The sequence below is a fragment of the Pseudomonas sp. S150 genome (genome assembly GCF_004526365.1).
Classification (GTDB): Bacteria; Pseudomonadota; Gammaproteobacteria; order Pseudomonadales; family Pseudomonadaceae; genus Aquipseudomonas; species Aquipseudomonas putida_A.
In genome coordinates this window covers 6,078,339-6,103,770 of the sequence record NZ_CP038207.1, presented here as the reverse complement: position 1 = coordinate 6,103,770, position 25,432 = coordinate 6,078,339, and the positions used below count along the sequence as shown (strand labels likewise).

The window sequence follows — 25,432 nt, the reverse complement described above, 5'->3', positions numbered from 1 at the left end:
GTGAAACGGTAACAAGCAGGAGTTAAACCCGTGGCAATTAATCTCGAAGACAAGAAGGCCATCGTCGCTGAAGTCAACGAGGCTGCCAAAGTCGCTCTGTCCGCTGTCGTGGTTGATGCCCGTGGCGTAACAGTAGGCGCAATGACCGGACTCCGTAAAGAGGCTCGTGAAGCTGGCGTTTACGTACGTGTTGTACGTAACACCCTGCTCAAGCGCGCTGTTGCTGACACTGAATACAGTGTTCTCAACGACGTGTTCACCGGCCCGACCCTGATTGCATTCTCGAACGAACATCCGGGCGCTGCTGCCCGTATCTTCAAAGAGTTTGCCAAGGGTCAGGACAAGTTCGAGATCAAGGCAGCTGCGTTCGAGGGCAAGTTCCTCGCAGCTAATCAGATCGACGTACTGGCAACTCTGCCGACCCGTGACGAAGCAATTTCTCAGCTGATGAGCGTGATTCAAGGCGCTACCAGCAAGTTGGCTCGTACTCTGGCGGCAATTCGCGACCAGAAAGAAGCTGCCGCAGCCTAAGGCTCGTCAACTTCTCGCGTTTTTTGTTTATTTCGATGGTCGCGTAGGCCGTCCCCCAATTCAGGAATTGAGTCATGTCTCTGACTAACGAACAAATCATCGAAGCAATCGGCCAGAAATCCGTAGTGGAAATCGTTGAGCTGATCAAAGCGATGGAAGAAACCTTCGGTGTTACCGCTGCTGCTGCTTCGGCTGGCCCAGCTGTAGCTGCTGCTGCTGTTGAAGAGCAAACCGAGTTCAACGTTGTTCTGCTGGAAGCTGGCGAGAAGAAGGTTAACGTGATCAAGGCAGTTCGTGAACTGACCGGTCTGGGCCTGAAAGAAGCCAAAGAGAAAGTAGACGGCGCTCCTCAGGTTGTAGCTGAAGGCGTTTCGAAAGAAGCTGCTGAAGACGCTAAGAAGAAGCTGGAAGAAGCAGGCGCTAAAGTCGAGCTGAAATAAGTATCGACTTTGCTCCTCCAGCCCGAGCGTCAAGCGACAGGCTGATGGCTGGTGGCTCTTGCCACCGGCCTTTTTCCGTTATTGGCAGCCGACTGGGTCGGTGCTGATAAAGGCGCTGTAACCACCCGATGCGGTGGCGCAAACCATGGGGTTTGCACGATTTTCTGGCTGCTCCCGTCGGGAGGGGCCAAACAAGCAGGTGACCAAGCTGGGGAACGCTGATGGCTTACTCATATACTGAGAAAAAACGTATCCGCAAGGACTTTAGCAAGTTGCCGGACGTCATGGATGTGCCGTACCTCCTGGCCATCCAGCTGGATTCGTATCGTGAATTCTTGCAAGCGGGAGCGACTAAAGATCAGTTCCGCGACGTGGGCCTGCATGCGGCCTTCAAATCCGTTTTCCCGATCATCAGCTACTCCGGCAATGCTGCGCTGGAGTACGTCGGTTATCGCCTGGGCGAACCGGCATTTGATGTCAAAGAATGCGTATTGCGCGGTGTAACTTTCGCCGTACCTTTGCGGGTAAAAGTGCGCCTGATCATTTTCGACAAAGAGTCGTCGAACAAAGCGATCAAGGACATCAAAGAGCAAGAAGTCTACATGGGCGAAATCCCATTGATGACTGAGAACGGTACCTTCGTAATCAACGGTACCGAGCGTGTTATCGTTTCCCAGCTGCACCGTTCCCCGGGCGTGTTCTTTGACCACGACCGCGGCAAGACGCACAGTTCCGGTAAACTGCTGTACTCCGCGCGCATCATTCCTTACCGCGGTTCGTGGCTGGACTTCGAGTTCGACCCGAAAGACTGCGTGTTCGTGCGTATCGACCGTCGTCGCAAGCTGCCGGCCTCGGTGCTGCTGCGCGCGCTCGGCTACACCACCGAAGAAGTGCTGGACGCTTTCTACACCACCAACGTATTCCACGTTAAAGGCGAAGGCCTGAGCCTGGAACTGGTGCCTCAGCGTCTGCGCGGTGAAGTGGCTGTCCTCGATATCCAGGACGATAAAGGCAAGGTTATTGTCGAGCAGGGCCGTCGTATTACTGCCCGCCACATCAACCAGTTGGAAAAGGCCGGGATCAAAGAGCTGGACGTGCCTCTGGACTACGTCCTGGGTCGCACCACCGCCAAGGTCATCGTGCATCCGGCTACCGGCGAAATCCTGGCAGAGTGCAACACCGAGCTGTCGACCGAAGTCCTGGCGAAAATCGCCAAGGCCGGCGTTGTTCGCATCGAAACTCTGTACACCAACGACATCGACTGCGGTCCGTTCATCTCCGACACGCTGAAGATCGACTCCACCAGCAACCAATTGGAAGCGCTGGTCGAGATCTATCGCATGATGCGTCCAGGCGAGCCGCCAACCAAAGACGCTGCCGAAACCCTGTTCAACAACCTGTTCTTCAGCCCTGAGCGCTATGACCTGTCTGCGGTCGGCCGGATGAAGTTCAACCGTCGTATCGGTCGTACCGAGATCGAAGGTTCGGGCGTGCTGTGCAAGGAAGACATCGTCGCGGTACTGAAGACTCTGGTCGACATCCGTAACGGTAAAGGCATCGTCGATGACATCGACCACCTGGGTAACCGTCGTGTTCGCTGCGTAGGCGAAATGGCCGAGAACCAGTTCCGCGTTGGCCTGGTACGTGTTGAGCGTGCGGTCAAAGAGCGTCTGTCGATGGCTGAAAGCGAAGGCCTGATGCCGCAAGACCTGATCAACGCCAAGCCAGTGGCTGCGGCGGTGAAAGAGTTCTTCGGTTCCAGCCAGCTCTCGCAGTTCATGGACCAGAACAACCCGCTGTCCGAGATCACCCACAAGCGTCGTGTCTCTGCACTCGGCCCTGGCGGTCTGACTCGTGAGCGCGCAGGCTTTGAAGTTCGTGACGTACACCCGACTCACTACGGTCGTGTATGCCCGATTGAAACGCCGGAAGGTCCGAACATCGGTCTGATCAACTCCTTGGCTGCTTATGCCCGCACCAACCAGTACGGCTTCCTGGAAAGCCCGTACCGCGTGGTGAAAGAGGGTGTGGTCACTGACGAGATCGTGTTCCTGTCCGCCATTGAAGAAGCCGATCACGTGATCGCGCAGGCTTCGGCGACCATGAACGACCAGAAAGTCCTGATCGACGAGCTGGTAGCCGTACGTCACCTGAACGAATTCACCGTCAAGGCGCCGGAAGACGTCACCCTGATGGACGTTTCGCCGAAGCAGGTAGTTTCGGTTGCAGCGTCGCTGATTCCGTTCCTCGAGCACGACGACGCCAACCGTGCGTTGATGGGTTCGAACATGCAGCGTCAAGCTGTACCAACCCTGCGTGCTGACAAGCCGCTGGTAGGTACCGGCATGGAGCGTAACGTGGCTCGCGACTCCGGCGTTTGCGTCGTGGCTCGTCGTGGCGGCGTGATCGACTCTGTTGATGCCAGCCGTATCGTGGTTCGTGTTGCCGATGACGAAGTTGAAACCGGTGAAGCTGGTGTCGACATCTACAACCTGACCAAATACACCCGCTCGAACCAGAACACCTGCATCAACCAGCGTCCGCTGGTGAGAAAGGGTGATCGCGTTCAGCGTAGCGACATCATGGCTGACGGCCCGTCCACCGACATGGGTGAACTGGCACTGGGGCAGAACATGCGCATCGCGTTCATGGCATGGAACGGCTTCAACTTCGAAGACTCCATCTGCCTGTCCGAGCGTGTGGTTCAGGAAGACCGCTTCACCACGATTCACATTCAGGAACTGACCTGTGTGGCTCGTGACACCAAGCTTGGCCCAGAGGAAATCACTGCGGACATCCCGAACGTGGGTGAGGCTGCACTGAACAAGCTGGACGAAGCCGGTATCGTTTACGTAGGTGCTGAAGTAGGCGCAGGCGACATCCTGGTCGGTAAAGTCACTCCGAAAGGCGAGACCCAACTGACTCCGGAAGAAAAACTGCTGCGTGCGATCTTCGGTGAAAAAGCCAGCGACGTTAAAGACACCTCCCTGCGTGTACCTACCGGTACCAAAGGTACTGTCATCGACGTACAGGTCTTCACCCGCGACGGCGTTGAGCGTGATGCTCGTGCTCTGTCGATCGAGAAGTCCCAGTTGGACGAGATCCGCAAGGATCTGAACGAAGAGTTTCGTATCGTAGAAGGCGCGACCTTCGAACGTCTGCGCTCCGCTCTGGTAGGCCACAAGGCTGAAGGCGGCGCCGGTCTGAAGAAAGGTCAGGACATCACCGACGAAGTTCTCGACGGTCTTGAGCATGGTCAGTGGTTCAAACTGCGCATGGCTGAAGATGCTCTGAACGAGCAGCTCGAGAAGGCTCAGGCCTACATCGTTGATCGCCGCCGTCTGCTGGACGACAAGTTCGAAGACAAGAAGCGCAAACTGCAGCAGGGCGATGACCTGGCTCCAGGCGTGCTGAAAATCGTCAAGGTTTACCTGGCAATCCGTCGTCGCATTCAGCCGGGCGACAAGATGGCCGGTCGTCACGGTAACAAAGGTGTGGTCTCCGTGATCATGCCGGTTGAAGACATGCCGCACGATGCCAATGGCACCCCGGTCGACGTCGTCCTCAACCCGTTGGGCGTACCTTCGCGTATGAACGTTGGTCAGATCCTTGAAACCCACCTGGGCCTCGCGGCCAAAGGTCTGGGCGAGAAGATCAACCGGATGGTCGAAGAGCAGCGTAAAGTCGCTGAACTGCGTACCTTCCTCGACGAGATCTACAACCAGATCGGCGGTCGTAACGAAGATCTGGATAGCTTCTCCGATCAGGAAATCCTGGATCTGGCGAAGAACCTGCGTGGCGGCGTTCCAATGGCCACTCCAGTGTTCGACGGTGCCAAGGAAAGCGAAATCAAGGCCATGCTGAAACTGGCAGACCTGCCGGAAAGCGGCCAGATGCAGCTGACTGACGGCCGTACCGGCAACAAGTTCGAGCGTCCAGTTACCGTTGGCTACATGTACATGCTGAAGCTGAACCACTTGGTAGACGACAAGATGCACGCGCGTTCTACCGGTTCGTACAGCCTGGTTACCCAGCAGCCGCTGGGTGGTAAGGCGCAGTTCGGTGGTCAGCGTTTCGGGGAGATGGAGGTCTGGGCACTGGAAGCATACGGTGCCGCTTACACTCTGCAAGAAATGCTCACAGTGAAGTCGGACGATGTGAACGGCCGTACCAAGATGTACAAAAACATCGTGGATGGCGATCACCGTATGGAGCCGGGCATGCCCGAGTCCTTCAACGTGTTGATCAAGGAAATTCGTTCCCTCGGCATCGATATCGATCTGGAAACCGAATAACACGTGACGCGATCGAGAGCGGGGCAGGACTGCCCGCTCTCTGCTCCGCCAGGAGGAAAGGCCTTGAAAGACCTACTGAATTTGCTGAAAAACCAGGGTCAAGTCGAAGAGTTCGACGCCATCCGTATCGGATTGGCCTCGCCTGAGATGATCCGTTCGTGGTCGTTCGGCGAAGTTAAAAAGCCGGAAACCATCAACTACCGTACGTTCAAACCTGAGCGTGACGGTCTTTTCTGCGCCAAGATCTTTGGCCCGGTAAAGGATTACGAGTGCCTGTGCGGTAAGTACAAGCGCTTGAAGCACCGTGGTGTGATCTGTGAGAAGTGCGGCGTTGAAGTTGCACTGGCCAAGGTTCGTCGTGAGCGCATGGCGCACATCGAACTGGCTTCGCCGGTTGCCCACATCTGGTTCCTGAAATCGCTGCCGTCCCGTATCGGCCTGCTGATGGACATGACCCTGCGTGATATCGAACGCGTTCTCTACTTCGAGAGCTACGTCGTTATCGATCCAGGCATGACCACCCTTGAAAAAGGTCAGCTGCTGAACGACGAGCAGTACTTCGAAGCGCTGGAAGAGTTCGGTGACGACTTCGACGCCCGCATGGGTGCTGAAGCTGTCCGTGAACTGCTGCACGCTATCGACCTGGAGCACGAGATTGGTCGTCTGCGCGAAGAAATTCCGCAAACCAACTCGGAAACCAAGATCAAGAAGCTGTCCAAGCGTCTGAAGTTGATGGAAGCCTTCCAGGGTTCCGGCAACCTGCCAGAGTGGATGGTGCTGACCGTTCTGCCGGTTCTGCCGCCAGATCTGCGTCCACTGGTCCCGCTGGATGGCGGTCGTTTCGCGACTTCCGACCTCAACGATCTGTATCGTCGAGTGATCAACCGTAACAACCGTTTGAAGCGCCTGCTGGATCTGTCCGCTCCGGACATCATCGTGCGCAACGAAAAGCGTATGTTGCAGGAAGCTGTCGATGCACTGCTCGACAACGGTCGTCGTGGCCGCGCTATCACCGGTTCGAACAAGCGTCCTCTGAAATCCCTGGCTGACATGATCAAGGGTAAGCAGGGTCGCTTCCGTCAGAACTTGCTCGGTAAGCGCGTTGACTACTCCGGTCGTTCGGTAATTACCGTAGGTCCGACCCTGCGTTTGCACCAGTGCGGTCTGCCGAAGAAGATGGCTCTCGAGCTGTTCAAACCGTTCATTTTCGGCAAGCTGGAAATGCGTGGTCTCGCGACCACCATCAAAGCGGCCAAGAAAATGGTCGAGCGCGAACTGCCAGAGGTTTGGGACGTTCTCGCTGAAGTAATTCGCGAACACCCGGTTCTTCTCAACCGTGCACCGACCCTTCACCGTCTGGGTATCCAGGCGTTTGAACCGGTCCTGATCGAAGGTAAGGCTATCCAGCTGCACCCGCTGGTCTGCGCCGCGTACAACGCCGACTTCGACGGCGACCAAATGGCCGTGCACGTACCGCTGACGCTGGAAGCCCAGCTCGAAGCGCGTGCGTTGATGATGTCGACCAACAACATTCTGTCGCCAGCCAACGGTGAGCCAATCATCGTTCCGTCGCAGGACGTTGTATTGGGTCTGTACTACATGACTCGTGAAGCGATCAACGCCAAGGGCGAAGGTCGTGTGTTCGCGGATCTGCAGGAAGTTGACCGTGTGTTCCGTGCCGGCGAAGCCGCACTGCACGCCAAGGTCAAGGTTCGTATCAATGAAACCGTCAACGACCGTGACGGCAACAGCGTGAGCAACACTCGTATCGTCGACACCACTGTCGGCCGTGCGCTGCTGTTCCAGGTTGTGCCAAAAGGTCTGTCGTACGATGTCGTCAACCTGCCGATGAAGAAAAAGGCGATCTCCAAGCTGATCAACCAGTGCTACCGCGTGGTTGGTCTGAAAGAGACCGTGATCTTCGCTGACCAGTTGATGTACACCGGTTTCGCTTACTCGACCATCTCCGGCGTTTCCATCGGCGTTAACGACTTTGTTATCCCGGACGAAAAAGCCCGCATCATCGGTGCAGCCACCGACGAAGTGAAAGAGATCGAGAGCCAGTACGCCTCCGGCCTGGTAACCCAGGGCGAGAAGTACAACAAAGTGATCGACCTTTGGTCGAAGGCGAACGACGAAGTTTCCAAGGCGATGATGGCCAACCTCTCGAAAGAGAAAGTCATCGACCGTCATGGCGATGAAGTTGACCAAGAGTCCTTCAACTCGATGTACATGATGGCCGACTCGGGTGCGCGGGGTTCCGCAGCACAGATTCGTCAGCTGGCCGGTATGCGTGGTCTGATGGCCAAGCCGGACGGTTCCATCATTGAAACGCCGATTACTGCGAACTTCCGTGAAGGTCTGAGCGTACTTCAGTACTTCATCTCGACTCACGGTGCTCGTAAAGGTCTGGCGGATACCGCGTTGAAAACTGCGAACTCCGGTTACCTGACTCGTCGTCTGGTAGACGTGGCGCAGGATCTGGTTGTAACCGAGATCGATTGCGGCACCGAACACGGTCTGTTGATGACTCCGCACATTGAAGGCGGTGACGTTGTAGAGCCGTTGGGTGAGCGCGTATTGGGTCGTGTTATTGCCCGTGACGTATTCAAGCCAGGCACCGAGGACGTTATCGTTCCTGCCGGTACCCTGGTAGACGAGAAGTGGGTCGAGTTCATCGAGCTGAACAGCATCGACGAAGTGATCGTGCGTTCGCCGATCAGCTGCGAAACCCGCTATGGCATTTGCGCCAAGTGCTACGGCCGTGATCTGGCTCGTGGTCACCAGGTGAACATCGGTGAAGCGGTCGGCGTTATTGCTGCCCAGTCCATCGGTGAGCCGGGTACCCAGCTGACGATGCGTACGTTCCACATCGGTGGTGCGGCAAGCCGTACTTCCGCAGCCGACAGCGTTCAGGTGAAGAATGGCGGTACTGTCCGTCTGCACAACCTGAAACACGTTGAGCGAGTGGATGGCCACCTGGTTGCCGTGTCCCGTTCCGGTGAGCTGGCAATCGCTGATGACTTCGGTCGTGAGCGTGAGCGTTACAAGCTGCCGTACGGTGCTGTGATTTCGGTTAAAGAAGGTGACAAGGTCGACGCTGGCGCAATCGTGGCCAAGTGGGATCCGCACACTCACCCGATCGTTACCGAAATGAAAGGTACCGTGACCTACGTGGGCATGGAAGAAGGCATCACGATCAAGCGTCAGACTGACGAATTGACCGGTATGACCAACATTGAAGTACTCGACGCGAAAGATCGTCCAGCTGCGGGCAAAGAAATCCGTCCAGCAGTGAAGATGGTCGACGACAACGGCAAGGATCTGTTGCTGCCAGGCACTGACGTTATCGCTCAGTACTTCTTGCCAGCCAACGCCCTGGTCGGTGTTGCGGACGGTGCGAAGATCGCGATCGGTGACGTTATCGCTCGTATCCCGCAAGAAACTTCGAAAACTCGCGACATCACCGGTGGTCTGCCGCGTGTTGCCGACCTGTTCGAAGCTCGTCGTCCGAAGGAAGCGTCGATTCTGGCTGAAGTGAGCGGCACCATCGCGTTCGGTAAAGAGACCAAAGGCAAGCGCCGTCTGGTCATTACCCCGAACGACGGTAGCGATCCGTACGAAGAGCTGATTCCGAAGTGGCGTCACCTGAACGTGTTCGAAGGCGAACAGGTAAACCGCGGCGAAGTTATCTCCGACGGTCCGAGCGATCCGCACGACATTCTGCGTCTGCTGGGTGTGAGCGCGCTGGCCAAGTACATCGTGAACGAGATCCAGGACGTTTACCGTCTGCAAGGCGTGAAGATCAACGACAAGCACATCGAGACCATCCTGCGTCAGATGCTGCGTAAAGTTGAGATCTCCGAGTCCGGCGATTCCAGTTTCATCAAGGGCGACCAGATGGAACTGACTCACGTACTGGTAGAGAACGAGCGTCTGAGCGCGGAAGACAAGTTTGTCTCCAAGTTCACTCGCGTTCTGCTGGGTATCACCAAGGCGTCGTTGTCCACCGAATCGTTCATCTCGGCGGCTTCCTTCCAGGAAACCACTCGCGTACTGACCGAAGCGGCAGTCACCGGCAAGCGCGACTACCTGCGCGGCCTGAAAGAAAACGTGGTTGTGGGTCGTCTGATCCCGGCCGGTACCGGTCTGGCGTACCACAGCGAGCGCAAGCGTCGTCGTGATGCAGACAAGCCGTTGCGCGTAAGCGCCAGTGAAGTGGAAGCTGCACTGACCGAAGCGCTGAACTCGAGCGGTAACTGAGTTCTGCGGTAACTAAGCTGAGGCCCTGATCGCTCCGTTCGTCGAATCGAGACAAATTGTCAAGGTTCGACGGGCGGGGAGGTCGGGGCCTTGCCTTGACTGGGGACAAGATCCTCTTTAGACTCTTGATCCCCTAAATTTGGCGGGAATCCGTTCCTGTCATTTTGCTTTTCTTGCAAGACAATAGCGTCGCAAGACAACAGTGGAGCTAGTAGATGGCAACTATCAACCAGCTGGTACGTCAGCCGCGTAAGCGTATCGTCGAGAAATCCGACGTACCTGCGCTGCAGAACTGCCCGCAACGTCGTGGCGTGTGCACCCGTGTGTACACCACTACGCCGAAAAAACCTAACTCGGCACTGCGTAAAGTATGCCGTGTGCGTCTGACCAACGGTTTCGAGGTTTCCTCGTACATCGGTGGTGAAGGCCACAACCTGCAAGAGCACAGCGTGGTACTGATCCGCGGCGGTCGTGTAAAAGACTTGCCAGGTGTTCGTTACCACACCGTTCGCGGCTCCTTGGATACTTCCGGCGTTAAAGGCCGTAACCAGGGTCGTTCGAAGTACGGTACCAAGCGTCCGAAGTAATCGGTCGTTTTGCAGATTTTCATTTTATTGAGTCGATAAGAGTAAGGTCGGGCTTGCATCCACTGGATCTGTCCCGAACTAACCTGAAGACCGCTTGAGGGCTTATCATGCCAAGACGTCGCGTAGCAGCAAAGCGTGAGATTCTGGACGATCCGAAATACGGAAGCCAGATCCTCGCCAAATTCATGAACCACGTTATGGAAAGCGGCAAGAAAGCCGTTGCCGAGCGTATCGTTTATGGTGCCCTGGAAACCGTGAAGGCTCGTAAGGCCGGCACCGATCCCCTGGAACTCTTCGAAAAAGCACTCGACGCCATCGCTCCGCTGGTCGAAGTGAAGTCGCGCCGCGTTGGTGGTGCTACTTACCAGGTTCCGGTCGAGGTTCGTCCTTCCCGCCGTAACGCTCTGGCAATGCGCTGGTTGGTAGACTTCGCCCGTAAGCGTGGCGAGAAGTCTATGGCTCTGCGCTTGGCTGGCGAACTGCTGGATGCTGCTGAAGGTAAAGGTGCTGCTGTTAAGAAGCGTGAAGACGTGCACCGTATGGCCGAAGCCAACAAAGCTTTCTCGCACTACCGCTTCTAATTTTAGCTTCACTAATTTTGCGAGGGCTTTATGGCTCGTACTACTCCGATTAGTCGCTACCGTAACATCGGTATCGTCGCTCACGTGGATGCTGGTAAAACCACCACCACCGAGCGCGTCCTTTTTTACACTGGCAAAAGTCACAAAATGGGCGAGGTGCATGACGGCGCCGCGACCACAGACTGGATGGTTCAGGAGCAGGAGCGTGGTATTACCATTACTTCTGCTGCCATTACCGCCTTCTGGAAAGGTTCCGAGAAGCAGTACCCGCACGAGCACCGTTTCAACGTCATCGATACCCCGGGCCACGTAGACTTCACCATTGAAGTTGAACGTTCCCTGCGCGTACTCGACGGCGCTGTGGTTGTATTCTGCGGTACTTCGGGTGTTGAGCCGCAGTCGGAAACCGTATGGCGTCAAGCCAACAAATACGGCGTTCCACGTCTTGTTTACGTAAACAAGATGGACCGTGCTGGTGCCAACTTCCTGCGCGTGATCGGTCAGATCAAACAGCGTCTGGGTCACACTCCGGTGCCGATTCAGCTGGCTATCGGTTCGGAAGACAACTTCCAGGGCCAGATCGACCTGATCAACATGCAGGCTGTTTACTGGAACGACTCTGACAAGGGTATGGTTCCTGTTCGCAAGGAAATCCCTGCGGACATGCTCGAGCTGGCTACTGAGTGGCGCAGCAACATGGTTGAGGCTGCGGCCGAAGCCAGTGAAGAGCTGATGAACAAGTACCTGGAAGGCGAAGAGCTGTCGATCGAAGAGATCAAGGCCGCTCTGCGTCAGCGCACTATCGCTGGCGAAATCGTTCTGGCAGTGTGCGGTTCGTCGTTCAAGAACAAGGGCGTTCCCCTGGTTCTCGACGCCGTTATCGACTTCCTGCCTGCTCCAACCGACATTCCAGCTATCAAGGGCTCGAACCCTGATAACGAGGAAGAGGAAATGGAGCGTCACGCAAGTGACGACGAGCCGTTCGCGGCACTGGCGTTCAAAATCGCTACCGACCCATTCGTGGGTACCTTGACCTTCGTCCGTGTTTACTCGGGCGTGTTGAACTCCGGCGACGGCGTGATCAACTCGGTTAAAGGCAAGAAAGAGCGCGTGGGTCGTATGGTGCAAATGCACGCAAACGCCCGTGAAGAGATCAAGGAAGTGCGCGCTGGCGACATCGCGGCCCTGATCGGCATGAAGGACGTCACCACTGGTGAAACCCTCTGCAACGCTGACAAGCCAATCATCCTGGTTCGCATGGACTTCCCGGAGCCGGTTATTTCGGTTGCCGTAGAGCCTAAGACCAAGGATGACCAGGAAAAAATGGGTATCGCACTGGGCAAGCTGGCTCAGGAAGACCCGTCTTTCCGTGTTAAAACTGATGAAGAGACTGGTCAAACGATCATCTCCGGCATGGGCGAGCTGCACCTGGACATCCTGGTTGACCGGATGCGCCGTGAGTTCAACGTCGAAGCCAACATCGGCAAGCCTCAGGTTTCGTATCGTGAGCGCATCACGAAGAATTGTGAAATCGAAGGCAAGTTCGTTCGTCAGTCCGGTGGTCGCGGCCAGTTCGGTCACTGCTGGATCCGTTTTGCTCCTGCTGATGAAGGTCAGGAAGGTCTGCAATTCGTGAACGAAGTTGTAGGTGGTGTGGTTCCTAAGGAATACATCCCGGCTATCCAGAAGGGTATCGAAGAGCAGATGAAGAACGGCGTTGTTGCCGGCTATCCGCTGATCGGCCTGAAGGCAACCGTGTTCGATGGTTCTTACCACGACGTCGACTCCAACGAGATGGCGTTTAAAGTGGCTGCTTCCATGGCGACCAAGCAACTGGCCCAGAAGGGTGGTGGTGAGTTGCTCGAGCCGATCATGGCGGTAGAGGTTGTTACGCCTGAAGACTATATGGGTGATGTAATGGGCGACCTTAACCGTCGTCGCGGCATGATCCAGGGTATGGAAGACACAGTGTCCGGCAAGGTTATCCGTGCCGAGGTTCCACTGGGTGAGATGTTCGGTTATGCGACCGACGTTCGTTCCATGTCTCAGGGTCGCGCAAGCTACTCTATGGAATTCAAAAAATACGATACGGCTCCGTCGCACATCGTCGAATCCGTAACCAAAAAACAAGGCTGATTCAGCCCCTTTAGGCTAGGAGTTAATTGTCGTGGCTAAAGAAAAATTTGATCGTTCCCTACCGCACGTCAACGTTGGCACCATCGGTCACGTTGACCACGGTAAAACCACTCTGACCGCTGCTCTGACTCGCGTCTGCTCCGAAGTTTTCGGTTCGGCCGTAGTTGAATTCGACAAGATCGACAGCGCTCCAGAAGAAAAAGCTCGCGGTATCACCATCAACACCGCTCACGTTGAGTACAACTCGACTATTCGTCACTACGCTCACGTTGACTGCCCAGGTCACGCTGACTACGTGAAGAACATGATCACCGGTGCTGCCCAGATGGATGGCGCGATCCTGGTTTGCTCGGCCGCTGATGGTCCGATGCCACAAACCCGTGAGCACATCCTGCTGTCCCGTCAGGTAGGCGTTCCGTACATCGTGGTTTTCCTGAACAAGGCTGACCTGGTAGACGACGCTGAGCTGCTGGAACTGGTTGAGATGGAAGTTCGCGACCTGCTGTCCACTTATGACTTCCCAGGCGACGACACTCCGATCATCATCGGTTCGGCTCGTATGGCGCTGGAAGGCAAAGACGACAACGAAATGGGCACCACTGCCGTTCGTAAGCTGGTTGAAACTCTGGATACCTACATCCCAGAACCAGTTCGTATGATCGACAAGCCATTCCTGATGCCAATCGAAGACGTATTCTCGATCTCGGGTCGCGGTACTGTTGTGACTGGTCGTATCGAGCGCGGTATCGTTCGCGTTCAAGATGCACTGGAAATCGTTGGTCTGCGTGACACCACCACCACCACCTGCACCGGTGTTGAGATGTTCCGCAAGCTGCTCGACGAAGGTCGTGCTGGCGAGAACTGCGGCGTTCTGCTGCGTGGTACCAAGCGTGACGACGTTGAGCGTGGTCAGGTTCTGGTTAAGCCGGGTTCGGTTAAGCCGCACACCAAGTTCACCGCAGAAGTTTACGTTCTGAGCAAGGAAGAAGGCGGTCGTCACACTCCGTTCTTCAAAGGCTACCGTCCACAGTTCTACTTCCGTACTACTGACGTGACTGGTAACTGCGAACTGCCAGAAGGCGTTGAAATGGTAATGCCAGGTGACAACATTCAGATGACTGTTACCCTGATCAAAACCATCGCGATGGAAGATGGTCTGCGTTTCGCTATCCGTGAAGGCGGTCGTACCGTCGGCGCTGGCGTCGTAGCCAAAATCATCGAGTAATTCTCTTTTATAGAGTCTGCTTGATGAATTGAAAAAGCCCCCGCTCAGCGGGGGCTTTTTTATTGGGTTGACACCTATCTGGGGCGTCTATAGAATTGCGCCTCCTTTTAACGGGCGTATTGCGCCCGGTGGGAATAGCAGCCGGAGTCTGAAATCCAATGCAAAATCAGCAAATCCGTATCAGGTTGAAGGCTTTCGACCATCGCCTGATCGACCAATCAACCCAGGAAATCGTGGAAACCGCGAAACGTACTGGTGCTCAAGTGCGTGGTCCAATTCCACTGCCTACCCGTAAAGAGCGGTTCACCGTTCTGGTTTCCCCGCACGTCAACAAAGACGCGCGTGACCAGTACGAAATCCGCACTCATAAGCGCGTTCTGGACATCGTCCAGCCAACGGATAAAACCGTTGATGCTCTTATGAAGCTTGATCTTGCGGCCGGTGTGGAAGTGCAGATCAGCCTCGGCTAAGACTCGGTCTTAGTCGTGTAACGCTCTGAAATGGGCGGCCATAGCGGGTGAAAGCCCCGTACACTCATGAGGTTTACAACATGACTATTGGTGTAGTCGGTCGTAAATGCGGTATGACCCGTATTTTCACCGAAGAAGGTGTCTCCATTCCGGTCACGGTCATTGAGATCGAGCCGAATCGCGTCACCCAGTTCAAAACTGAAGAGACCGATGGCTATCGTGCAGTGCAAGTCACTGTCGGCGAGCGTCGTGCTTCGCGTGTAACAGCAGCTCAAGCTGGTCACTTCGCTAAAGCGAACGTTGCCGCTGGTCGTACCACCATGGAATTCCGTCTTGAAGAAGGCGAGTACCAGGCTGGCGATCTGATCAACGCTGAAATCTTCGCCGCTGGTCAACTGGTTGATGTAACCGGTCAGTCCAAGGGTAAAGGCTTCCAGGGTACGATCAAGCGTTGGAATTTCCGCGGGCAAGATAACACCCACGGTAACTCCGTATCCCACCGCGTCCCAGGCTCTATCGGCCAGTGCCAGACTCCTGGTCGTGTATTCAAGGGCAAAAAAATGTCCGGTCATATGGGCGCTGAGCGCGTGACCGTGCAGTCCCTGGAAGTAGTGCGCGTGGACGCTGAACGCAATCTGTTGTTGGTCAAGGGCGCTGTTCCTGGCGCTACTGGCGGCAACCTGGTTGTACGTCCAGCAGCCAAGGCTCGCGGTTAAGGGGAAGCTGACATGCAATTAAATGTAAATGACGCTCAAGCGATCGAAGTTTCCGAACTGACATTTGGCGGCGAGTTCAACGAGACGCTGGTTCACCAAGCAGTCGTGGCCTACATGGCCGGCGGCCGTCAAGGTAGCAAGCAGCAAAAGACCCGTTCCGACGTTCGTGGTGGCGGTAAGCGCCCATGGCGTCAGAAAGGTACTGGCCGTGCTCGTGCCGGTACTATCCGTAGCCCAATCTGGCGTGGCGGCGGTACCACTTTCGCAGCTCGTCCACAGGATCACTCCCAGAAGCTGAACAAGAAGATGTATCGCGCAGCAATGCGTTCCATCCTTGCTGAGCTGGTGCGTACTGATCGTCTGGTCGTGGTTCAGGATTTCGCTGTTGAAACTCCGAAAACCAAAGATCTGCTGGGCAAGCTGAACAACATGAGCCTGACCGATGTTCTCATCGTGTCGGACGCTGTTGATCAGAACCTGTACCTGGCTGCTCGTAACCTGCCACACGTAGATGTACGTGACGTGCAAGGTTCCGATCCAGTTAGTCTGATCGCATACGACAAGGTGTTGATCACTGTGTCGGCCGTGAAGAAATTCGAGGAGCTGCTGGGATGAACCAGGAACGCGTATTTAAAGTTCTGCTTGGCCCGCACGTTTCCGAGAAGGCTACGGTTCTGGCAGACAAGAAAGGCCAGTTCGTTTTCAAGGTTGCTACTGATGCAACCAAGCTGGAAATCAAGAAGGCCGTCGAAAGCCTGTTCAGCGTGAAAGTAGAGCGCGTCACTACCCTGAACGTTCTGGGTAAGAGCAAGCGCACTGCTCGCGGTCTGGGCAAGCGTAATGACTGGAAGAAGGCAGTTATCTCCCTTCAGCCAGGCCAAGATCTCGATTTCAGCAGCAGTGCTGAGTAAGGAAGGGGTGCATCATGGCAATCGTTAAATGCAAACCGACTTCCCCTGGCCGCCGTTTTGTGGTCAAGGTGGTCAACCAGGAGCTGCATAAAGGCGCTCCTCACGCACCGCTGCTCGAGAAAAAATCGAAGACTGGTGGTCGTAACAACAATGGCCGTATTACCACTCGTCACATCGGTGGTGGTCATAAGCAGCATTACCGTATGGTCGATTTCCGTCGCAACGACAAAGATGGCATCGTCGCCACTGTCGAGCGTATCGAATACGATCCAAACCGTACTGCTCACATCGCACTGCTCTGCTACGCAGACGGCGAGCGTCGCTACATCATCGCCCCTAAAGGCGTGAGTGCTGGCGACCAGCTGATCGCAGGCGCTCTGGCTCCAATCAAGCCAGGCAACGCTCTGCAACTGCGCAACATTCCAGTCGGTTCTACCGTACACGGCATCGAACTGAAGCCAGGTAAAGGCGCGCAGATCGCTCGTTCCGCTGGTGCTTCGGCTCAGCTGATCGCTCGTGAAGGCGTGTACGTTACCCTGCGTCTGCGTTCCGGTGAAATGCGTAAAGTCCTGGCTGAATGCCGTGCGACCCTGGGCGAAGTCTCGAACTCCGAGCACAGCCTGCGTTCGCTGGGTAAAGCTGGTGCCAAACGCTGGCGTGGCGTTCGCCCAACCGTTCGTGGTGTTGCCATGAACCCGGTTGACCACCCACATGGTGGTGGTGAAGGTCGTACCTCTGGTGGTCGTCATCCGGTATCGCCATGGGGCTTCCCGACTAAGGGCGCGAAGACTCGTGGTAATAAGCGTACCGACAAAATGATCGTCCGTCGTCGCAAGTAAATAGAGGGATACGACAGTGCCACGTTCTCTGAAAAAAGGTCCTTTTATTGATCTTCACCTACTGAAGAAGATCGAAGTGGCGGCGGAAAAGAACGATCGCAAACCAATTAAGACTTGGTCGCGTCGTTCGATGATCCTGCCACAAATGGTCGGTCTGACCATCGCAGTACACAACGGCCGTCAGCACGTCCCAGTTCTCGTGAACGAAGACATGGTTGGCCATAAACTGGGCGAGTTCGCCGGTACCCGCACTTATCGTGGGCACGTGGCTGACAAGAAAGCCAAGCGTTAAGGGGTAAGGAAATGGAAGTAGCCGCTAAGTTGTCGGGCGCTCGAATCTCCGCCCAGAAAGCCCGCTTGGTCGCCGACCAGATCCGCGGGAAGAAGGTGGGCGAAGCGCTCAACCTGTTGGCTTTCAGCAGTAAGAAAGCCGCCGAGATCATGAAGAAAGTGCTGGAGTCGGCCGTAGCCAACGCCGAGCATAACGAAGGCGCAGACGTTGATGACCTGAAGGTCAGCACCGTTTTCGTCAACGAAGGGCGTTCGCTGAAGCGCATCATGCCACGTGCCAAAGGCCGTGCTGATCGCATCGTCAAGCGGTCTTGCCATATCACTGTCAAGGTTGCTGACAAGTAACGGAGTCGAAGAGATGGGTCAGAAAGTACATCCCATTGGCATTCGCCTGGGAATCGTCAAGGAGCACACCTCCGTCTGGTACGCAGACGGTCGGACTTATGCGGACTACTTGTTCGCAGATCTGAAAGTGCGTGAGTATCTCCAAGACAAACTAAAAAGCGCGTCCGTAAGCCGTATCGATATCCATCGTCCGGCCCAAACTGCACGCATCACCATCCACACCGCTCGTCCAGGTATCGTTATCGGGAAGAAAGGTGAAGATGTTGAGAAGCTGCGTCAGGACCTGACCAAGCAAATGGGTGTGCCTGTGCACATCAATATCGAAGAGATCCGCAAGCCGGAGCTCGACGGTATGCTGGTTGCGCAGAGCGTAGCTCAGCAGCTGGAGCGTCGTGTAATGTTCCGTCGCGCTATGAAGCGCGCAGTACAGAACGCCATGCGCATTGGTGCCAAAGGCATCAAAATCCAAGTGAGCGGTCGTCTCGGCGGTGCTGAAATCGCACGTACTGAATGGTATCGCGAAGGTCGTGTGCCACTGCACACCCTGCGTGCCGACATCGACTATGCCAACTACGAAGCTCACACCACCTACGGTGTGATCGGTGTAAAGGTTTGGATCTTCAAAGGCGAAGTAATTGGTGGTCGCCAAGAAGAGCTGAAACCACAAGCACCAGCGCCTCGTAAAAAAGCTGCTAAGTAAGGGGTACGCCAAATGTTGCAACCAAAGCGTACGAAGTTCCGCAAGCAGATGACCGGCCACAACCGTGGTCTGGCACTGCGCGGTAGCAAAGTCAGCTTCGGCGAGTTCGCGCTGAAGTCTGTTGCTCGTGGTCGTCTCACCGCTCGTCAGATCGAGTCAGCGCGTCGTGCTCTGACCCGTCACGTAAAACGTGGTGGCAAGATCTGGATCCGTGTATTCCCGGACAAGCCGATCTCCAAGAAACCTCTCGAGGTTCGTATGGGTAAAGGTAAGGGTAACGTGGAGTACTGGGTTGCCCAGATTCAGCCAGGCAAAGTCCTGTATGAAATCGAGGGTGTTTCTGAAGAGCTGGCGCGTGAGGCTTTCGCCCTGGCTGCTGCAAAGCTGCCGCTCGCCACCTCCTTTGTTAAACGGACGGTGATGTGATGAAAGCGAATGAACTTCGTGAAAAATCCGCACAGCAGCTGAACGAGCAACTGCTCGGCTTGCTGCGCGACCAGTTCAATCTGCGTATGCAGAAAGCAACTGGCCAGTTGGGGCAGTCTCATCTGCTCTCGCAAGTTAAGCGTGACATCGCTCGCGTGAAGACTGTGCTCAACCAGCAGGCAGGTAAGTGATCATGGCTGAAGCCGAAAAAACTGTCCGTACGCTGACTGGCCGTGTTGTCAGCGACAAGATGGACAAAACCATCACCGTTCTGATCGAGCGTCGCGTTAAGCACCCGATCTACGGTAAATACGTTAAGCGTTCGACTAAGCTGCACGCGCACGACGAAACCAATCAGTGCCACATCGGCGACAAAGTCACTATTCGTGAAACTCGTCCGATGGCCAAGACCAAGTCTTGGGCGCTGGTTGATGTTCTCGAACGCGCTGTGGAAGTCTAAGGGCTAGGGGTCGGAGAAATTATATGATTCAGACTCAATCCATGCTCGATGTGGCCGATAACAGCGGCGCTCGCCGCGTTATGTGCATCAAGGTGCTGGGTGGCTCCCATCGTCGTTACGCTGGTATCGGTGACATCATCAAAGTTACCGTCAAGGAAGCAATTCCTCGCGGTAAAGTGAAAAAAGGCCAAGTGATGACTGCTGTTGTAGTCCGCACTCGTCACGGCGTACGTCGTGCTGATGGCTCCATTATCCGCTTTGATGGCAACGCTGCTGTTCTTCTGAACAACAAGCAAGAGCCGATCGGCACCCGTATCTTTGGGCCAGTGACCCGTGAACTTCGTACTGAGAAGTTCATGAAGATCGTCTCGCTCGCCCCAGAAGTGCTGTAAGGAGATCCGACATGCAAAAGATTCGTCGTGACGACGAGATCATCGTGATCGCCGGCAAAGACAAAGGTAAGCGCGGTAAGGTGCTGAAGGTTCTTGCTGACAACCGTCTGGTTGTTGGTGGTCTGAACCTGGTCAAGCGTCATACCAAGCCTAACCCGATGTCGGGCGTACAGGGCGGTATCGTCGAGAAAGAAGCGCCACTGCACGCTTCCAACGTCGCCATCTTCAACGGCGAAACCAACAAGGCTGACCGCGTTGGTTTCAAAGTAGAAGACGGTAAGAAAATTCGTGTCTTCAAGTCGACCCAAAAAGCGGTTGATGCTTGAACACTGCTAGGTAGAAGACCATGGCACGACTAAAAGAGATTTACCGGAAGGAAATCGCTCCGAAACTTAAGGAAGAACTTAAGCTTTCGAACGTGATGGAAGTTCCGCGCGTTACCAAAATCACCCTGAACATGGGTCTGGGCGAAGCGATCGGCGACAAAAAAGTCATCGAGCACGCTGTTGCTGACCTGGAAAAGATCACCGGCCAAAAAGTCGTTGTGACCTACGCTCGTAAATCCATCGCTGGCTTTAAAGTCCGTGAAGGATGGCCGATCGGCGTCAAAGTGACTCTGCGCCGTGAGCGTATGTACGAGTTCCTGGATCGTCTGCTGTCGATCTCCCTGCCTCGGGTTCGCGACTTCCGCGGCCTGAATGCCAAGTCCTTCGATGGTCGTGGCAACTACAGCATGGGCGTGAAAGAGCAGATCATTTTCCCGGAAATCGACTACGACAAGATCGATGCTCTCCGCGGTCTGGACATTACCCTGACCACCACTGCCAAGAACGATGATGAAGGCCGCGCTCTGCTGCGTGCTTTCAAATTCCCGTTCCGCAACTGATTGGAGTAGGAAAATGGCCAAGAAGAGCATGAAAAACCGTGAGCTGAAGCGTCAGCTCACTGTTGCCAAGTACGCCACCAAGCGTGCAGCGCTGAAAGCTATCATCGTTGATCTGAACGCAAGTCCAGAAGCGCGTTGGGAAGCTACCGTAGCTCTGCAGAAGCAACCACGTGACGCAAGCGCTTCGCGCATGCGTAACCGTTGCCGCCTGACTGGTCGTCCGCACGGCGTTTACCGCAAGTTCGGCCTGGGCCGTAACAAACTGCGTGAAGCGGCAATGCGTGGTGACGTTCCAGGTCTGGTTAAAGCCAGCTGGTAATCGCTGTCAAAGCCTTGATGGTCGGGTTCGCAAGAACCTGACCATCGGTGGCCTTGAATCTGAATCAAGCCCCTTTTGGGGCTTGATTCATTTCTGGGGTGTGTCTAGAATGACCGGCTCGCCTGAGCCCGTGTTTTTCATGCCCGGAGTTTCTCGGCGACATGTAGTAGCCGCAAGGCTAATTTTTCTGTATTAGGAGCGTCTAGCCCATGAGTATGCAGGACCCGTTAGCGGACATGCTAACTCGAATCCGTAATGCCCAGATGGCTGAAAAGTCTGTCGTAAGCATGCCGTCTTCCACGTTGAAGGTGGCTGTAGCAAAAGTCCTGAAGGACGAAGGTTACATCGCGGATTTTCAGATCACCACCGACGCTAAGCCGTCGCTGTCCATCTCGCTGAAATACTTCGAAGGCCGTCCGGTCATCGAGGAAGTGAAGCGCGTTAGTCGTCCAGGCCTGCGTCAGTACAAGTCCGTTGAAGATCTGCCGAAGGTTCGTGGCGGTCTTGGCGTGTCTATCGTCTCCACCAACAAAGGTGTGATGACGGATCGTGCTGCGCGCGCTGCCGGTGTCGGCGGCGAAGTTCTTTGCACTGTGTTCTAAGGGGGGATAAGCATGTCTCGCGTCGCTAAGAACCCCGTTAAGCTGCCAGCCGGTGTCGAAGTAAAATTCGCAGGCCAACAGCTTTCGGTGAAGGGTGCCAAGGGTACTCTTGAACTGAACATCCATTCGTCCGTTGAGATCGTTGAAGAAGCCGGTGAGCTGCGTTTCGCTGCTCGCAATGGCGATCAACAGACTCGCGCAATGGCCGGTACCACGCGTGCGTTGGTAAACAACATGGTCCAAGGCGTAAGCCAAGGCTTCGAGCGCAAGCTCCAGCTGGTCGGTGTTGGTTACAAAGCGCAAGCAAAAGGTCAGGTGCTGAACCTGGCTCTTGGCTTCTCGCACCCAGTGGATTACGAACTGCCGCAAGGCATCACCGCTGAGACTCCTAGCCAGACCGATATCCTGATCAAGGGCATCGATAAACAGCTGGTAGGTCAAGTGGCCGCTGAGATCCGCGACTTCCGTCCACCAGAGCCGTACAAAGGCAAAGGTGTGCGCTACGCGGACGAAGTCGTCCGTCGTAAAGAAGCCAAGAAGAAGTAGGGCATAGCAAATGACCGACAAAAAAGTTACTCGACTGCGTCGCGCTCGCAAAGCACGCCTGAAAATGCACGAACTCGAAGTCGTGCGTCTCTGCGTGTTCCGCTCGTCGCAGCACATCTACGCCCAGGTCATCTCGGCCGACGGCAACAAAGTCCTGGCAAGCGCCTCGACTTTGGATAAAGAACTGCGTGATGGCGCCACTGGCAACATCGACGCGGCCACAAAGGTTGGCCAGCTGGTCGCTACGCGTGCTAAGGCCGCTGGCGTCTCGCAAGTGGCTTTCGACCGCTCTGGCTTCAAGTACCATGGCCGCGTTAAAGCGCTGGCTGATGCTGCTCGTGAAGCTGGGCTGGAGTTCTAAGTTATGTCAAATAACGACCAAAAGCGCGACGAAGGCTACATTGAGAAGCTGGTTCAAGTTAACCGCGTAGCCAAAACCGTTAAAGGCGGCCGTATCTTCACTTTCACCGCGTTGACCGTGGTTGGTGATGGTAAAGGGCGTGTTGGCTTCGGCCGTGGCAAGTCGCGTGAAGTGCCTGCTGCGATCCAGAAGGCAATGGAAGCTGCTCGCCGCAACATGATTCAAGTTGACCTGAACGGCACTACCCTGCAGTACGCAATGAAGTCCGCTCACGGCGCTTCGAAGGTGTACATGCAGCCTGCTTCTGAAGGTACCGGTATCATCGCTGGCGGCGCTATGCGTGCTGTCCTCGAAGTTGCTGGCGTTCAGAACGTTCTGGCCAAGTGCTACGGCTCGACTAACCCGGTAAACGTGGTTCACGCCACTTTCAAAGGTCTGAAAGCCATGCAATCTCCTGAGTCCATCGCTGCCAAGCGTGGTCTGACTGTCAAGGAGATCTTCTGATCATGGCTACCGTTAAAGTTACGCTGATCAAAAGCATGACCGGCCGCATCCCTAACCACAAACTGTGCGTTAAGGGTCTGGGTCTGCGTCGCATCGGTCACACTGTAGAAGTCCAGGATACTCCCGAGAATCGCGGGATGATCAACAAGGCTTACTACATGCTGCGTGTCGAGGGTTAATCGATGAAACTCAATGATCTGAGTCCAGCGCCGGGTTCCCGTCGCGAAAAGCATCGTCCGGGCCGTGGTATCGGTAGCGGTTTGGGTAAGACTGGTGGCCGTGGCCACAAAGGTCAAACCTCCCGCTCCGGTGGCACTATTGCTCCAGGCTTTGAAGGCGGTCAACAGCCGCTGCATCGTCGCCTGCCGAAGTTCGGTTTCGTTTCCCTGAAAGCCATGGACCGCGCAGAAGTGCGTCTGTCCGAGCTGGCCAAAGTGGAAGGCGACATCGTCACCGTGCAGTCCCTGAAAGATGCCAACGTGATCAACGTCAACGTACAGCGTGTGAAAATCATGCTGTCCGGTGAAGTGACTCGCGCTGTCACTATCGGCAAGGGAATCGGCGCCACCAAAGGTGCGCGTGCGGCTATCGAAGCAGCTGGCGGCAAGTTCGAGGAATAAATGGCTAAGCAAGGTGCTCTCTCTGCGCTCGGCAAAGGCGGTATGTCTGAACTCTGGGCTCGTCTGCGTTTTCTGTTCCTGGCGATTATCGTCTACCGAATAGGCGCACACATCCCGGTTCCAGGTATCAACCCGGACCGACTCGCAGACCTGTTTCGACAGAATGAGGGGACCATTCTTAGCTTGTTCAACATGTTCTCCGGCGGCGCGCTGGAACGGATGAGCATCTTTGCACTGGGGATCATGCCGTACATTTCGGCATCGATCATCATGCAATTGATGACCGCCGTCAGCCCGCAGCTGGAGCAGTTGAAGAAGGAAGGTGAAGCTGGCCGTCGCAAGATCAGCCAGTACACCCGCTACGGCACCGTCGTCCTCGCTCTCGTTCAGGCTATTGGCATGTCCATTGGTCTGGCGGGGCAGGGCGTTGCGTTCACTGGTGACTTTGGCTTCCATTTCGTCGCGGTATCCACTTTTGTGGCTGGTGCGATGTTCATGATGTGGCTGGGTGAGCAGATTACTGAGCGTGGTGTAGGCAACGGTATCTCGATGTTGATTTTTTCGGGTATCGTCGCCGGTCTTCCGAGAGCAATCGGGCAGTCTTTCGAGTCTGCGCGTCAGGGTGATATCAATATCTTCGCCTTGGTTGCCATCGGTTTGCTGGCAGTAGCGATTATCGGTTTCGTGGTGTTCATTGAGCGTGGCCAGCGTCGTATCGCTGTTCACTACGCCAAGCGTCAGCAGGGCCGCAAGGTTTTTGCTGCGCAGACAAGCCACTTGCCGCTGAAGGTGAACATGGCCGGTGTTATTCCGGCTATTTTCGCGAGCAGCATTTTGCTGTTCCCGGCTTCGTTGGGTGCCTGGTTTGGTCAGTCTGAAGGTATGGGCTGGTTGCAGGACATCTCGCAGTCGATCGCTCCTGGTCAGCCGTTGAATATTCTGCTGTTTAGTGCAGGGATTATTTTCTTCTGCTTCTTCTATACGGCGTTGATGTTCAATCCGAAAGACGTAGCGGAAAACCTGAAGAAGTCCGGTGCCTTTATTCCGGGCATCCGTCCAGGTGAGCAGTCTGCACGCTATATTGATGGCGTTCTGACTCGCTTGACCATGTTCGGTGCTCTTTACATGACGGCCGTGTGCCTGTTGCCCCAATTCCTGGTGGTTGCAGCAAACGTTCCGTTCTACCTTGGCGGGACCTCGTTGCTGATCGTGGTCGTGGTTGTGATGGACTTCATGTCCCAAGTACAATCGCACCTCGTTTCGCACCAGTACGAATCCCTGATGAAGAAAGCCAACCTGAAGGGTTACGGCAGCGGCATGTTGCGCTGAGTACCCATAAGGTTCGAGGAGTTGGTGATGAAAGTTCGTGCATCGGTGAAAAAGCTGTGCCGTAACTGCAAGATTATTCGCCGCGAAGGTGTTGTTCGAGTAATTTGCAGCGCGGAACCGCGTCACAAACAGCGCCAAGGCTGAGTGTGATTGTGCTTCAAGCCCGGCAGCTAGTGCGCTGCCGGGTTGATTATTTGTTATTACAGCGATATTATCTCGCGCCCTATTTCTTGGCTTCCGGGGCGTAGGTAGCTGTCAATTGGAGTCCCACTGAATGGCCCGTATTGCAGGCGTTAACATTCCAGATAACAAGCATACTGTTATCTCGCTGACCTACATCTATGGTGTCGGTCGCACTACTGCGCAGAAAATCTGTGCAGACACTGGGGTAAACCCAGCAGCAAAGATCAAAGATCTGAGCGACGAGCAAATTGAACAGCTGCGTGGCGAAGTGGCGAAGTTCACCACTGAAGGTGACCTGCGTCGCGAAATCAACATGAAAATCAAGCGCTTGATGGACCTCGGTTGCTATCGCGGTCTGCGTCATCGTCGCGGTCTTCCAGTACGCGGTCAGCGTACCAAGACCAACGCGCGTACCCGTAAAGGTCCGCGTAAGCCGATCCGCAAGTAATCGCCCCAGCGAATCGACAGGAATTT

The 25,432-nt window shown here is 55.3% G+C and carries 32 protein-coding genes; all 32 read left to right on the top strand.

What is annotated here, in order from left to right:
- The first annotated feature begins 30 nt into the window (after nt 1-30).
- A complete protein-coding gene (gene rplJ / locus E3Z29_RS28410; RefSeq protein ID WP_003228752.1) occupies nt 31-531 on the top strand; it encodes a 50S ribosomal protein L10 in 501 nt (166 codons plus the stop codon).
- A gap of 74 nt (nt 532-605) precedes the next feature.
- Nucleotides 606-971, top strand: a complete 366-nt coding sequence (rplL, locus tag E3Z29_RS28405; protein ID WP_007962228.1) for a 50S ribosomal protein L7/L12 — start codon at nt 606-608, stop codon at nt 969-971.
- Between the two features lie 221 nt (nt 972-1,192).
- A complete protein-coding gene (rpoB, locus tag E3Z29_RS28400) occupies nt 1,193-5,266 on the top strand; it encodes a DNA-directed RNA polymerase subunit beta (protein WP_098965865.1) in 4,074 nt (1,357 codons plus the stop codon).
- Between the two features lie 63 nt (nt 5,267-5,329).
- Nucleotides 5,330-9,529, top strand: a complete 4,200-nt coding sequence (gene rpoC, locus E3Z29_RS28395) for a DNA-directed RNA polymerase subunit beta' (protein ID WP_027614261.1) — start codon at nt 5,330-5,332, stop codon at nt 9,527-9,529.
- Nucleotides 9,530-9,744: 215 nt separating this feature from the next.
- The gene (gene rpsL, locus E3Z29_RS28390) at nt 9,745-10,116 is read left to right on the top strand and encodes a 30S ribosomal protein S12 (protein ID WP_003186084.1); all 372 of its coding nucleotides are present in this window, start codon (nt 9,745-9,747) and stop codon (nt 10,114-10,116) included.
- A gap of 107 nt (nt 10,117-10,223) precedes the next feature.
- A complete protein-coding gene (gene rpsG / locus E3Z29_RS28385) occupies nt 10,224-10,697 on the top strand; it encodes a 30S ribosomal protein S7 (RefSeq protein WP_003228745.1) in 474 nt (157 codons plus the stop codon).
- Nucleotides 10,698-10,727: 30 nt separating this feature from the next.
- Nucleotides 10,728-12,833: an elongation factor G gene (gene fusA / locus E3Z29_RS28380; RefSeq protein ID WP_007962223.1), complete on the top strand. Its 2,106-nt coding sequence runs from the start codon at nt 10,728-10,730 to the stop codon at nt 12,831-12,833.
- A 31-nt stretch (nt 12,834-12,864) separates the two neighbouring features.
- A complete protein-coding gene (gene tuf, locus E3Z29_RS28375; protein ID WP_024014521.1) occupies nt 12,865-14,058 on the top strand; it encodes an elongation factor Tu in 1,194 nt (397 codons plus the stop codon).
- Between the two features lie 158 nt (nt 14,059-14,216).
- On the top strand, nt 14,217-14,528 hold the full coding sequence (gene rpsJ / locus E3Z29_RS28370; protein WP_003186070.1) for a 30S ribosomal protein S10: 312 nt from the start codon (nt 14,217-14,219) through the stop codon (nt 14,526-14,528).
- 80 nt (nt 14,529-14,608) lie between these two features.
- Nucleotides 14,609-15,244 (top strand): 50S ribosomal protein L3, encoded by a 636-nt coding sequence (rplC, locus tag E3Z29_RS28365; protein ID WP_003228738.1) that lies wholly within the window; start codon nt 14,609-14,611, stop codon nt 15,242-15,244.
- Nucleotides 15,245-15,256: 12 nt separating this feature from the next.
- Nucleotides 15,257-15,859 carry a 50S ribosomal protein L4 gene (rplD, locus tag E3Z29_RS28360; RefSeq protein WP_003228735.1) on the top strand — a complete coding sequence of 201 codons (603 nt, stop codon included), beginning with the start codon at nt 15,257-15,259 and terminating at the stop codon, nt 15,857-15,859.
- On the top strand, nt 15,856-16,155 hold the full coding sequence (rplW, locus tag E3Z29_RS28355) for a 50S ribosomal protein L23 (RefSeq protein WP_002555488.1): 300 nt from the start codon (nt 15,856-15,858) through the stop codon (nt 16,153-16,155). The genes rplD and rplW overlap by 4 nt, the downstream gene beginning before the upstream one ends.
- A 14-nt stretch (nt 16,156-16,169) precedes the next feature.
- Entirely contained in the window at nt 16,170-16,994 is an 825-nt protein-coding gene (gene rplB, locus E3Z29_RS28350) for a 50S ribosomal protein L2 (RefSeq protein ID WP_003228734.1), read from the top strand.
- A gap of 16 nt (nt 16,995-17,010) precedes the next feature.
- Nucleotides 17,011-17,286 (top strand): 30S ribosomal protein S19, encoded by a 276-nt coding sequence (rpsS, locus tag E3Z29_RS28345; RefSeq protein WP_003228731.1) that lies wholly within the window; start codon nt 17,011-17,013, stop codon nt 17,284-17,286.
- 11 nt (nt 17,287-17,297) lie between these two features.
- Entirely contained in the window at nt 17,298-17,630 is a 333-nt protein-coding gene (rplV, locus tag E3Z29_RS28340; protein ID WP_003103908.1) for a 50S ribosomal protein L22, read from the top strand.
- A gap of 13 nt (nt 17,631-17,643) precedes the next feature.
- The gene (gene rpsC, locus E3Z29_RS28335; protein WP_003176422.1) at nt 17,644-18,330 is read left to right on the top strand and encodes a 30S ribosomal protein S3; all 687 of its coding nucleotides are present in this window, start codon (nt 17,644-17,646) and stop codon (nt 18,328-18,330) included.
- A gap of 12 nt (nt 18,331-18,342) precedes the next feature.
- The gene (rplP, locus tag E3Z29_RS28330; RefSeq protein ID WP_003228729.1) at nt 18,343-18,756 is read left to right on the top strand and encodes a 50S ribosomal protein L16; all 414 of its coding nucleotides are present in this window, start codon (nt 18,343-18,345) and stop codon (nt 18,754-18,756) included.
- Nucleotides 18,756-18,947, top strand: a complete 192-nt coding sequence (gene rpmC, locus E3Z29_RS28325) for a 50S ribosomal protein L29 (RefSeq protein ID WP_002555481.1) — start codon at nt 18,756-18,758, stop codon at nt 18,945-18,947. Before rplP ends, rpmC begins: the two co-directional genes overlap by 1 nt.
- Nucleotides 18,948-18,949: 2 nt before the next feature.
- Nucleotides 18,950-19,216, top strand: a complete 267-nt coding sequence (rpsQ, locus tag E3Z29_RS28320) for a 30S ribosomal protein S17 (protein ID WP_003194644.1) — start codon at nt 18,950-18,952, stop codon at nt 19,214-19,216.
- Nucleotides 19,217-19,239: 23 nt separating this feature from the next.
- Nucleotides 19,240-19,608, top strand: a complete 369-nt coding sequence (gene rplN, locus E3Z29_RS28315) for a 50S ribosomal protein L14 (protein WP_002555479.1) — start codon at nt 19,240-19,242, stop codon at nt 19,606-19,608.
- A gap of 11 nt (nt 19,609-19,619) precedes the next feature.
- Nucleotides 19,620-19,934, top strand: coding sequence for a 50S ribosomal protein L24 (gene rplX, locus E3Z29_RS28310; protein ID WP_003186046.1), 315 nt, complete (start codon nt 19,620-19,622; stop codon nt 19,932-19,934).
- A 20-nt stretch (nt 19,935-19,954) separates the two neighbouring features.
- Nucleotides 19,955-20,494 (top strand): 50S ribosomal protein L5, encoded by a 540-nt coding sequence (gene rplE / locus E3Z29_RS28305; protein ID WP_003210069.1) that lies wholly within the window; start codon nt 19,955-19,957, stop codon nt 20,492-20,494.
- A gap of 13 nt (nt 20,495-20,507) precedes the next feature.
- Nucleotides 20,508-20,813 (top strand): 30S ribosomal protein S14, encoded by a 306-nt coding sequence (rpsN, locus tag E3Z29_RS28300; RefSeq protein WP_003228726.1) that lies wholly within the window; start codon nt 20,508-20,510, stop codon nt 20,811-20,813.
- A gap of 209 nt (nt 20,814-21,022) precedes the next feature.
- A complete protein-coding gene (gene rpsH / locus E3Z29_RS28295) occupies nt 21,023-21,415 on the top strand; it encodes a 30S ribosomal protein S8 (protein ID WP_007966178.1) in 393 nt (130 codons plus the stop codon).
- 12 nt (nt 21,416-21,427) lie between these two features.
- On the top strand, nt 21,428-21,961 hold the full coding sequence (rplF, locus tag E3Z29_RS28290) for a 50S ribosomal protein L6 (RefSeq protein WP_007966176.1): 534 nt from the start codon (nt 21,428-21,430) through the stop codon (nt 21,959-21,961).
- Nucleotides 21,962-21,971: 10 nt separating this feature from the next.
- Nucleotides 21,972-22,322, top strand: coding sequence for a 50S ribosomal protein L18 (gene rplR / locus E3Z29_RS28285; RefSeq protein ID WP_003186037.1), 351 nt, complete (start codon nt 21,972-21,974; stop codon nt 22,320-22,322).
- Nucleotides 22,323-22,325: 3 nt separating this feature from the next.
- Nucleotides 22,326-22,826, top strand: coding sequence for a 30S ribosomal protein S5 (gene rpsE, locus E3Z29_RS28280; protein WP_003176409.1), 501 nt, complete (start codon nt 22,326-22,328; stop codon nt 22,824-22,826).
- A 2-nt stretch (nt 22,827-22,828) separates the two neighbouring features.
- A complete protein-coding gene (gene rpmD, locus E3Z29_RS28275; protein WP_003176408.1) occupies nt 22,829-23,005 on the top strand; it encodes a 50S ribosomal protein L30 in 177 nt (58 codons plus the stop codon).
- A gap of 3 nt (nt 23,006-23,008) precedes the next feature.
- Nucleotides 23,009-23,446 (top strand): 50S ribosomal protein L15, encoded by a 438-nt coding sequence (gene rplO, locus E3Z29_RS28270; protein WP_003228720.1) that lies wholly within the window; start codon nt 23,009-23,011, stop codon nt 23,444-23,446.
- A complete protein-coding gene (gene secY / locus E3Z29_RS28265; RefSeq protein ID WP_003228718.1) occupies nt 23,447-24,775 on the top strand; it encodes a preprotein translocase subunit SecY in 1,329 nt (442 codons plus the stop codon). It begins immediately after the preceding gene.
- 27 nt (nt 24,776-24,802) lie between these two features.
- On the top strand, nt 24,803-24,919 hold the full coding sequence (gene rpmJ / locus E3Z29_RS28260; RefSeq protein WP_002555468.1) for a 50S ribosomal protein L36: 117 nt from the start codon (nt 24,803-24,805) through the stop codon (nt 24,917-24,919).
- A gap of 130 nt (nt 24,920-25,049) precedes the next feature.
- Nucleotides 25,050-25,406 carry a 30S ribosomal protein S13 gene (gene rpsM, locus E3Z29_RS28255; protein WP_008374135.1) on the top strand — a complete coding sequence of 119 codons (357 nt, stop codon included), beginning with the start codon at nt 25,050-25,052 and terminating at the stop codon, nt 25,404-25,406.
- Nucleotides 25,407-25,432 lie beyond the last annotated feature (26 nt).